The sequence below is a fragment of the Terriglobales bacterium genome (assembly GCA_035454605.1).
In the GTDB taxonomy this organism is placed as follows: Bacteria; Acidobacteriota; Terriglobia; order Terriglobales; family Acidobacteriaceae; genus DATMAB01.
Window position 1 is genome coordinate 1 of sequence record DATIGQ010000052.1, and the last position, 9,650, is coordinate 9,650.

Below are 9,650 nucleotides of genomic sequence, written 5' to 3' on the forward strand. Positions count from 1 at the left end.
TGGTGGCGTATTGCGCCACCCATTCTTCACTGGTGCGAGGAGCCATGGCTTTCCCTGCTTGAGGAATTCATCTTACACGCGATGGTTTCCCTTCCCAAGACTGCCTAGGCCTGAATGGCCGAGTGGCCCGTCACGACCACCGGCACCGCCGACCGGAGATGCAGGTCGCGCTGCGGGAAGGGAATGTGAATGCCCTTCTCGGCAAAAGCCTGGAAGATCGCGAAATACAGGTCGCTCTTGAGTGAGGGCGGCGAGGGCACCTTGCTGGTGGTGAATACACGCAGCTGGAAGTGCAGGGCGCTGTCGCCGAATTCGGTGAAAATTACGTCAGGTTCAGGATTCTGCAGAACGTCGGGATTCTGCCGCGCCACCGCGAGCAGTGTCTCGCGCACCTGATCAGGATCGCTGCCATAGGCCACGCCCACCGGCACAGAGAAGCGCACCTGGCGGTCGTTGGCGGTCCAGTTGATCACCCGCCCGGTGATGAATTCCGAGTTGGGAACGATGATGACGACATTGTCGTTCGTACGCACCCAGGTGCTGCGACCGGCAATGCGCACCACCTCGCCGAATGTACCCTCGACCTCGATACGATCGCCCACCTTCACGGGCCGCTCGACCAGCAGAATAAGCCCGGAGACGAAATTAGAGACGACGCTCTGCAGGCCGAGGCCGACGCCCACACCCAACGCGCCGCCCAATACCACCAGGCTGCTCAGGTCCACACCCAACGACTGAATTCCGATCGTCAGGCCAAATACAAAGAACAGATAGGAACTGAAGCGGGCCAGTGCGTACTGTTGTCCCGGCTCCATCGACGTGTGCGGCAGTACGCGCCGCTGCAGAAAGTGTCGCAGCATCCGGGAGAAGACCGTCAGTGCCAGCAGGAAGAGCAGGCACTTGGCCAGAAAGAGCGGCGTGACCGGCAAGCCGCCCAGTTCGAACAGCGAGCGATTCAGGTATGCGACGACGTTCCCGCCCAGCATGCCCGCTAGATTCGGCACCATCACCGGAATGGCCGCACCGTATAGCAGAAGCAGTCCGATCAATACGACGGCATAGAGCAGGAACCGGCTCTCCATGGTTCTCATGGGCCACACTCTCCTCGGGAAGATTCCCTCGCGAGCGCAGCATAACCCGCCGTGCGCGGAAAATCATGCGCTACTTGCGAAAACAGGCGGTGTAAGATGCCCGCTTGCGCTCGCCAAGTTGAAGGAGGGCTTCATGAAGGCTTACTTGCTGCTGGGCATTCTCTTGTGCCACGCCGCCCCTGCAATCGCAGCCGATGCCGGCGCGCCACCCGAACCGAACGTTGTCCGCTATGAAGCCAAGCAAAGTGAGCTGAAGTTCGTGTACGGGGTGGCAGCACCCGTGGCGCATTTGCGTTCCGGTGATGTCCTGGAGACCAACACCTTCGACGCCTTCGGCAATTCGGTCCAGAAGCCAGGCGACAAGTTCGACCCGTCCAAGGGGCCGAACCCGCTGACGGGGCCGTTCTATGTGGAGAACGCCCAGCCGGGCGACACTCTGGCCGTCCACATCATGAGCGTCGAGGTCGACAGCGATCAGGGAGCGGGCGAAATGGGCCCCGGTTTCGGTGCCCTGAACTCGAGTTTCTATACACCCATGCTCAACCCGGACTTGCCGGAGCGCATTTACTTCTATCCTGTCGACAGGAAGTCCGGCACCGCCACATTTCACGCCCAGGATTCGGACTTCACGGTCAAGATTCCCATGCATCCCTTTCTCGGCTGCATCGGGGTAGCGCCCCCGATGGGCGAAGCGCGCGCTTCCATCACGCCAGGGGAATGGGGAGGCAATATGGACGCGCCCGAGATCAGCGCGGGCCACACGATCTATTTTCCCGTGAATGTGGAAGGCGCATTGCTCTACCTGGGGGACGGCCACGCAGCCCAGGGCGACGGTGAAGTCGCAGGCACCGGGATCGAGATTCCCATGCGCGTGCGCCTAAGGGTAGAAGTCATCAAGGGCCGGCGGCTCAGTTGGCCGCGGCTGGAGAACGACACCTCCATCATGGCGCTCGGCGCGTATCGCCCGCTGGACGATGCGCTGCGCATCGCCTTCACCGAACTCATCGACTGGATCCACACCGACTATGGCCTCTCGAAGCTGGACGCTTACGAATTGCTCTCCAAGGTGGCGCAGATACACCTGACGGAGATGGTGGATCCCAACTACGTGGTCATCGCGAAGATGCCCAAGAAGTACCTGCCGGCGAAGAAGAGATAGGGGCGGATCAGGCCTTTTCGGGTTTGTCCCGGCGCGTGGGCATGGCGTCGTGAATGCGCTCACGAAAGCTGCCTTTTAGGCCGCCGCCCAGCGATACCGCGTCCTCGCCGAACTTGTCGCGCAGGCGGTCGGCGGCGCCCAGCGCTTTTTGCCAGCGCTGGTGCTGCTCGCGGTCGAGGAGCCCGATCTGCCCTTCCTCCGGCGCGAAGCCTGACACATGCACGCCCAGCAGGCGAACCTTCGCGCCACGCTTCCAATTCTGGCGGAAGAGGTTCCGCACTGCCGTGGCGACTTCGGTGTCCAGTTGCGTGGCGTGCTCGAGCGTGCGGGCGCGCGTAATGGTGTGGAAGTCCTCGTAGCGCAGCTTCAGCTGCACCGTGCGCGCGTACAGGCCCTGCTCGCGCAAGCGGCGGCAGACCATTTCCGTCAGCCGGGCGAGCGTGGCTTCGAGCTGGTCGGCGTCGGCGGTATCTACCATGTAGGTGTGTTCGTGACTGATCGACTTGGGCCCCGCCTCGGCGCCCACTTCGGTGTCGAACCACCCTCCGGCGTCGAGTCCCTGCGCTTTGCCCGCCAAGGCCAGTCCCCACTTGCCGAAGTGTCGTTCCAGAACCGATTCTTCCAGGCGAGCCAGGTCGCCGACCTTGCGCACGCCCAGCGCCTCCAGGTTTTTCTCCATGACCTTGCCCACGCCGGGGATCTTGCGGGCATCGAGAGGCGCCAGGAACCTTGCTTCTTGCCCGGGCAGAACCCAAAGGATGCCGTTGGGCTTGGCCTGGTCCGACGCTACCTTGGCGATCAGCCGTGAGGTTCCAATGCCGATGGAACAGTTCAGGCGGGTCGCGGCTCCCACCGCCTGATGCAGGGCGTGGGCGGCGGCCAGCGCCGGCCCGTGGAGGCGCGCGGTGCCGGTCATGTCGAGATAGGCCTCGTCGATGGACGCCATCTCCACCTGCGGTGAAAAGCGCTGCAGCACCTGCTTCACCCTGCCCGAGTAATCGAGATAGCGGTCGCGGTGGCCGTCCACGAAAATGGCGTGCGGACAAAGTTTGGCGGCGGTCCGCAAGGGCATGGCCGAGTGCACGCCAAACCTGCGGGCCTCATAGGACGCCGCGGAGACCACACCGCGCTCGTCACGTTGCCCGCCTACCACCACCGCCTTGCCCTTGAGCGATGCGTCAAACAGTTCCTCCACCGAGACGTAGAAGGCGTCCATGTCCAGGTGAAAGATGGTCTTCATCGGAACCCCGCGCTTCCGCCATTCTACCCGCCCTCGCAGCGCTGGTTCGGTGTAAGATTGCGCGCCGCGCGGCCGGAGCCCCACATGCTTGCCCTGCTGCTGAGCGTTTTCGTCTCCCTGGTTCCACGGCGGTACCGCCGCCGGTTCCTCGACGATCCCGAAGTCAGTATGAAGCGGGGCGCGCTGCTCTCCGGGATTGTCGAGTTCGTACTCTGCGCTTTCCTGCTGTGGTGGCGCTATCCGCGGTTTTTCGCCGCCCGGATGGAAGAGGCGCACGCTGCGGCGATGAAGGTCGGAGGCGACCGCATCACGGAAGGCGTGTACGCATTCGGCCGCACAGGCCTGGGTTTTTTCGAGTACCTCATCCATCCGATCACCCTGCTGCTCTTCTACTTCGTGGTGGAGGGAGCCGTTCGCCTCGCCACCGCCACCATCACCGGCGAGGTGCTGCCCACGCTTCCTCTGCAACTGGTGGCCTGGACGCACGGCTGGATGGATCGCAAGCGGCACCAGCGGCACCTCGGGCCCGCCATCGTGGACGTGGTCAAGCCCGGCGCCGTCGACTACGATCTGCGCATCGAGAGCTGCCGGCCCAAGCCGTGGACGGCTTTTTCCACCATCTCCTACGACGATCAGCTTTATGAAGTGCTCCGCTCCGTGGACGGACCGCCGCCGCGCCGCTTCGTCTACCTGATGCGCAAAGCTCCGCTGAACAAGGTGATCCGAGGCCTGCATCAATACCGCCCGGATGAGACGCTGGAAGAGCGCTGAGTCTGCGCTGCTGCGGTACAATCGCGCGCCATGAAGAACGTCCTGACGCCTTTGGACTTCCTGGCCCGCAGCGCCCAGGTGTACCGGAACAGCGTGGCGGTGGTGGACGGCGAGCGGCGTTTCACTTACGCCGAGTTCAACCAGCGTGTTCACCGCCTGGCTTCGGCGTTGCGGCGGCACGGCGTTGTGCCCGGCGACAGGGTCGCCGTACTCGCGCCCAACACGCTTGCGGCCCTCGAGCCACATTTCGGCGTGCTGCTGGCCGGGGCGATGCTGGTGATGCTGAACATCCGGCTCAAGGCCCAGGAACTGGGCTGGATGCTCAATCACTGCGAAGCCAAGGTCCTCATCGCGGATCCACAATTCCTTCCCGTGCTTGATCCGGTGCGCGACGAGCTACGCAGCCTCTCACTGGTTACCGACGACTACGAGGGACTCCTAGCCCAGGGAGAGTTTCCCTTCACGAACGCGCCGCCGCCGGAAGAGGACGGCGAAATCTGCATCAACTACACCAGCGGCACCACCGGATTCCCCAAAGGCGTGGTGTTCACCCACCGCGGCGCCTGGATGAACGCGATCGGGGAAGCGCTGGAGCACGGCCTCTCGAACCGTTCCGTCTACCTGTGGACGGTGCCGTTGTTCCATTGCAACGGCTGGTGCTTTTCCTGGGCGGTAACCGCAGTGGGCGGCCGTCACGTCCTGCTGCCACACGTGGACTACGAGCGCATCGTGGAGCTCATACGCGGTGAGCAGGTCACACACATGTGCGGAGCGCCGGTCGTGCTCAACGGCCTGACGCAGCACTGCGCGCGCCACGGCATCCGCTTCGAACACGGCCTGAAGATCGTCACCGCAGGCGCGCCGCCTTCGCCGGCCGTGCTGCGCGCGGCCGAGGGCATGGGCGCGCAAGTGGCGCACAGCTACGGCCTCACGGAGACCTACGGCCCGCACACCGTCTGCGCCTGGAAGCCGGAGTGGGACGCGCTCCCGCTCGACGAGCGCGCCCAGCTCAAGGCCCGGCAGGGCGTGCCCTACGTGATTGCCGGCACCAACCTGCGCGTGGTCAACGGCGACATGAGCGACGTCCCCGCCGACGGCAAGACCATGGGTGAGGTCCTCATGCGCGGCAACAACGTCATGCTCGGGTACTTCAAGAATCCCGAAGCGACGGAAGAGGCATTCCAGGGCGGCTGGTTCCACTCCGGCGACATCGCCGTGGTCCATCCCGACGGCTACATAGAGATTTGCGATCGCAAGAAAGATATCGTCATCTCGGGAGGCGAAAACATCTCTTCCATCGAGGTGGAAAAGGTGCTGTACGAACATCCCGCGGTGATGGAGTGCGCCGTCATCGCCGTGCCGGATGACAAGTGGGGCGAGGCGCCGCAGGCACACGTCACCCTGAAATCGGGGCAGAATGCGAATGCGGAGGAGCTGATCCAATTCTGCCGTGCGCGGCTGGCGCACTTCAAATGTCCCAAGAAGGTCGTATTCGGGCCGCTGCCCAAGACCGCCACCGGCAAGATCCGCAAGGCCGAGCTGCGTCAGGCAGCCTGGGCCGGCTATGAGAAGAAGGTGAAAGGATGAACTACAAGAGCCTGCTCTACGAGACCGATGGATCCATCGCGATCGTCACGCTCAACCGCCCGCAGCGCCGCAATGCGCTCTCACTCGACCTGATGCTGGAGGTGCTGGACTGCCTGGACACGGTCGGCAGCAATCCGGATTTGCGCGCGGTCATTCTGGCCGCGGCCGGCAGCGTGTTCAGTTCCGGCCACGACTTGAGCGAAATGGTGGGCCGCAACATCGCGGAATACCGCCGCATCTTCGACGTGTGCACGCAGATGATGGAAAGGGTCCAGTCCATTCCGCAGCCGGTCATCGCCGAAGTGCAAGGCATTGCGACCGCGGCGGGCTGCCAGTTGGTCGCCACCTGCGATCTGGCCGTCGCCAGCGAACAAGCCAGATTTGCCACGCCCGGGGTGCGCATTGGACTCTTCTGTACCACGCCCATGGTGGCTCTGAGCCGAACCGTCAGCCGCAAGCGGGCGCTCGAAATGCTGCTGACGGGCGAGATGATCGACGCCGCCACGGCCGCCGACTGGGGACTGGTGAACCGCGTCGTGCCTGCGGCCGAACTGCGCAGCGAGACGAAGAAGCTCGCCTGCCGCGTGGCCGAGGCCAGCCCGCTCGTGGTCGGACTGGGAAAACAGGCGTTCTACGCGCAGATCGACCTCGACCAGCCCAAGGCCTACGCCTACGCCAAGGAAGTCATGAGCATGAACAACATGGCTGCCGATGCGCAGGAAGGCATCTCCGCATTCCTGGAAAAACGCCCCGCTTGTTGGACGGGTCGATAGCAGGGACGAACGTGGCTTCCGAGGCACAGCCTATCCCGGCTACTCGTCGTGTGGAGCGCTGGCTCCGCCAAGTGGAAGCTTGCGCGCGGCGTCCGGTGGAGGATCGAGTTGCGGAACTGCTGGCGTTAATTCGCACGGGAGCCGAACGCTATGCTGCGGAAGACTGGGACCAGGCCAACGAGCGCCACGCGGAAGAATTCATTGCGTCGCTGGAGCGTGAGTTCACCGGCCGGGTGTTCCTGACGGCGCGGCCGCGCGAGCGCGACGCAGGCAGGAGTCCGAATCTGGGTGACGATTCCTTCGCACCCGCCCAGGGCGGCGGGGATGACGGCAGGCCGGTCGTGGTAGTCGAGCGTCAGAAGCTCAAGCCCGCCGCGCAGCGCACCACCGGCTACAACTACATCTTCACCGTGCCCGGCGAGCGCCCGGAGCGGCTCATCCTGGTGGCGCACTACGATACCTGGCGCGGACCCGGCGCCGACGACAACACCACCGGCGAGGAGATCACCAAGCAGTATCTGCTAAGCGATCTGCGGACGGAGCGCCGTCCCCCGCTTACCCACACCTACATCCTGGCCGGCTCCGAGGAGTGCGGGCTCATCGGCTTCACCTCGCAGATGCTGTTGGCGCTGGGCATCGGGTTGGCCAACCAGGCCCTGGCAAAAGGCGTCTGGGCACTCACGCTGCTGGGCGTCTGGCTGATCCCGCTGGCCAAGTACCGCTTCGGGGTCTCCGGCTCGCGCGAGTACGTGCAAAGCCTCTCGACCGATGACCTGACGCGCATCCAGTCGGTGATTTCCGTGGACTCGGTCGGCGAAGGCCGCATGTACATCCCGGAGTCTTCGCTGGGCGCGGACTTCGTGCGCGCCTTCCTTCCCTTCCCTGGCTATCCTGCGCTCAACGATCTGCTGGAAGAAGCGGCGCACCTGAACGGGATCAAATACAACACCATCATCGCCGGCGGCACCACCGACCACATCAGCTTCCTGGAGGTGAACAGCGGATTCCGCGACCGGCTGGGCGATTGGCTGGGCTGCCCGCGCTGGCTGGGGTGCCACAAGCACGGCAAGCGCAAGATCCCCGCCTCGGCGCTGGTCTGCCTGATGCCGGGCAAGGCGTCTCCTTTGGTATTCGGCGGTAAGATCCACACGCCCGCCGACACGCCCGACCGCGTCTACCCCGGGCCGCTTACGGAAGCGCTGCGCATCCTCGACTACTGGTTCTATCGCATGCACGGAGGCCCGCGACTGACCGAGCCGCGCGACTTCTCTGAATACCACTATGCGCAACTGTTCTGCGTGAGCCCGGCGAACGTACAGCAGCAGGAATACTGGCTGGCGCTCAAAGACGCCGTCGAGCCCAACCGCCGCAACCTGAACGGGCTTTACCGGGTCGAGGCTGAGATCCGCGATGGCCAGGCTGTCTGCCGCAATGCAGAGATTCTCAATTGGGGCGTGCACACTCGCTTGCGCCACGAGGTGGTAGACCAGGTCGAAAGGAGCGGCGGAAGCTGGCAGCGAACCGCGACGAGCGAAATTGTACTGGAGACAGTCTCGGGCAACTTACGCTACTCCAGCCATGGCCGCGGCTGGTTGTCCAGACTCGAGGCCTTGCTCGAGGAAGCGTTCGGCACATTCGAGCGCTTCATGGGTTCCAACACGTTCCTGACTTTCTTCGCCATCGCTTTTCTTTTGGCCAAAGCCGTGGACATCGTGCTGATGCACGTCTTCGGACGCTATGCTGCGTTCGCCGACTGGTTCTTCCAATGGTTCGCGGTCACGCTGCCGGTAACGGTGGCGGCGCAACTGACGGTGCTGCTCTGGCTGATCGGCAAGAAGATTCCCACCATGATCGACAACGCCTACCGTCACTTCAACAAGGCGGACAACCTGCGCAGCCTTCGGCGCGTAGCGTAACTCGGGCGGTGTGGCTGCCTAGCCAGCTAACGGATGAAGGTCAGGAGATGTGTGGATCTCTTTGACCAGGGCAGCAACCATGACCAGCGATACCCAAAGCACCGGCGCCGGCAGCGGCATGCTGGGAGGCGTCATCAGGGGTGGAAAGAAGAGCAGAAGCAGCGATGCCAGCAATATCTTGCCGGCCGGGCGTGCCTGTCCGCCCGTGGCCGCGATATGGCGGGCGATAAGCAGGATCGCCAGGAACAGCAATGACAGGTCGTGCGGATTCAGGTGGTAGCTCACCAGCAGCACCACCACCAGGGTGAGCGCGAACGCCAGGTCGAGCCGCACGGTTGCCGTTTCCTCTTCCGGTGGCCAATACCGCGCTGCCAGCGCCAGCAAGAGGAGGGACACTACGGCCACCAGTCCGCCCAACCAAGACGCGGGCAGGCCGTCACCCAGAAATGTAGCAACCAAGCCGCGCAGATTGGGCATGCTGACGGGCCGAATGGTGCCGTAGGCCAGGTGTTGGTTGATTTCCAGCAGGAAGTCGAAGTAACTGCGCGCGCCTTGCCATCCCACGGGAATGAGCGACACCAAGCCCAGTCCCAGGCCCGTGAGCAAGAACCCTTTGAGCGCTTTCCAGTTCCTGCGAATGGCCAGCACCGCCATGAAGGGCAACACGAACTGGAACTTGAATAGCCCCAGCGCCAGGATGCATCCGGCGCGAAACGATTGACCGCGTCGCAGTGCCATCCAGGCTAGAGTGAAGACGAATAGCAGCAGAATCGAGTCCTGTCCCTGCATCATGGCGACAGTTACAGGGAAGAAGGCGAGTGCCAGCACCAGGGGCAGCAGGCCGCGGAAGCGGGGATAGGCTTCGGCATACGGATGGGGAAGCCAGGCCAGCCAAGCCAGCAATCCCAGGTTCACTCCCATCCACACCGCATAGGCCGGAACAAACGGCAACCACGCTAGGGGCAGAAAGAGGAGCAGCTCGAAGGGCGGATGATAAAAAAGCAGCGGCGTGCGCCGCGCCGGAAACCCACGCTGGAGTTCCCGCTGCGTGTCGAACTTGTACAGCAGGGCGCCACGGCCTTCCGCCACGACACGCGCAGCGCTATAGAACGC

Annotated in this window: 8 protein-coding genes; 5 read left to right on the forward strand and 3 right to left on the reverse strand. The window is 63.7% G+C overall.

Annotated features, from left to right (window positions below):
- Nucleotides 1–104: 104 nt before the first annotated feature.
- The gene (locus VLE48_03610) at nucleotides 105–1,091 is read right to left on the reverse strand and encodes a mechanosensitive ion channel domain-containing protein (protein HSA92073.1); all 987 of its coding nucleotides are present in this window, start codon (nucleotides 1,089–1,091) and stop codon (nucleotides 105–107) included.
- A gap of 133 nt (nucleotides 1,092–1,224) precedes the next feature.
- On the opposite strand from VLE48_03610, the gene VLE48_03615 reads away from it, so the two are divergent.
- Nucleotides 1,225–2,250, forward strand: coding sequence for an acetamidase/formamidase family protein (locus VLE48_03615; protein HSA92074.1), 1,026 nt, complete (start codon nucleotides 1,225–1,227; stop codon nucleotides 2,248–2,250).
- Nucleotides 2,251–2,257: 7 nt separating this feature from the next.
- Here VLE48_03615 and dinB read toward each other — a convergent pair whose 3' ends face one another.
- Nucleotides 2,258–3,490: a DNA polymerase IV gene (gene dinB, locus VLE48_03620; protein HSA92075.1), complete on the reverse strand. Its 1,233-nt coding sequence runs from the start codon at nucleotides 3,488–3,490 to the stop codon at nucleotides 2,258–2,260.
- 84 nt (nucleotides 3,491–3,574) lie between these two features.
- Here dinB and VLE48_03625 point away from each other — a divergent pair, with 84 nt between their 5' ends.
- The 4 genes from VLE48_03625 to VLE48_03640 are packed head-to-tail and all read left to right on the forward strand — an operon-like array spanning nucleotide 3,575 to nucleotide 8,537.
- Nucleotides 3,575–4,261, forward strand: a complete 687-nt coding sequence (locus VLE48_03625; protein ID HSA92076.1) for a hypothetical protein — start codon at nucleotides 3,575–3,577, stop codon at nucleotides 4,259–4,261.
- A gap of 30 nt (nucleotides 4,262–4,291) precedes the next feature.
- Nucleotides 4,292–5,848, forward strand: coding sequence for an acyl--CoA ligase family protein (locus VLE48_03630; GenBank protein HSA92077.1), 1,557 nt, complete (start codon nucleotides 4,292–4,294; stop codon nucleotides 5,846–5,848).
- Nucleotides 5,845–6,621, forward strand: a complete 777-nt coding sequence (locus tag VLE48_03635) for an enoyl-CoA hydratase (protein HSA92078.1) — start codon at nucleotides 5,845–5,847, stop codon at nucleotides 6,619–6,621. The genes VLE48_03630 and VLE48_03635 overlap by 4 nt, the downstream gene beginning before the upstream one ends.
- Nucleotides 6,622–6,632: 11 nt before the next feature.
- Nucleotides 6,633–8,537 carry a M28 family peptidase gene (locus VLE48_03640; protein ID HSA92079.1) on the forward strand — a complete coding sequence of 635 codons (1,905 nt, stop codon included), beginning with the start codon at nucleotides 6,633–6,635 and terminating at the stop codon, nucleotides 8,535–8,537.
- An 18-nt stretch (nucleotides 8,538–8,555) separates the two neighbouring features.
- On the opposite strand, the gene VLE48_03645 is transcribed toward VLE48_03640, so the two are convergent.
- A partial coding sequence (locus VLE48_03645) for a glycosyltransferase family 87 protein (GenBank protein ID HSA92080.1) occupies nucleotides 8,556–9,650 on the reverse strand: 1,095 nt, incomplete at its 5' end.

Bases quoted from the DNA above. Each gene is read 5' to 3' on its own strand.
- VLE48_03635 (HSA92078.1), top strand. From the start codon at position 5,845: ATGAACTACAAGAGCCTGCTCTACGAGACCGATGGATCCATCGCGATC.
- VLE48_03625 (HSA92076.1), top strand. From the start codon at position 3,575: ATGCTTGCCCTGCTGCTGAGCGTTTTCGTCTCCCTGGTTCCACGGCGG.
- dinB (HSA92075.1), bottom strand. From the start codon at position 3,490: ATGAAGACCATCTTTCACCTGGACATGGACGCCTTCTACGTCTCGGTG.
- VLE48_03610 (HSA92073.1), bottom strand. From the start codon at position 1,091: ATGAGAACCATGGAGAGCCGGTTCCTGCTCTATGCCGTCGTATTGATC.
- VLE48_03615 (HSA92074.1), top strand. From the start codon at position 1,225: ATGAAGGCTTACTTGCTGCTGGGCATTCTCTTGTGCCACGCCGCCCCT.
- VLE48_03630 (HSA92077.1), top strand. From the start codon at position 4,292: ATGAAGAACGTCCTGACGCCTTTGGACTTCCTGGCCCGCAGCGCCCAG.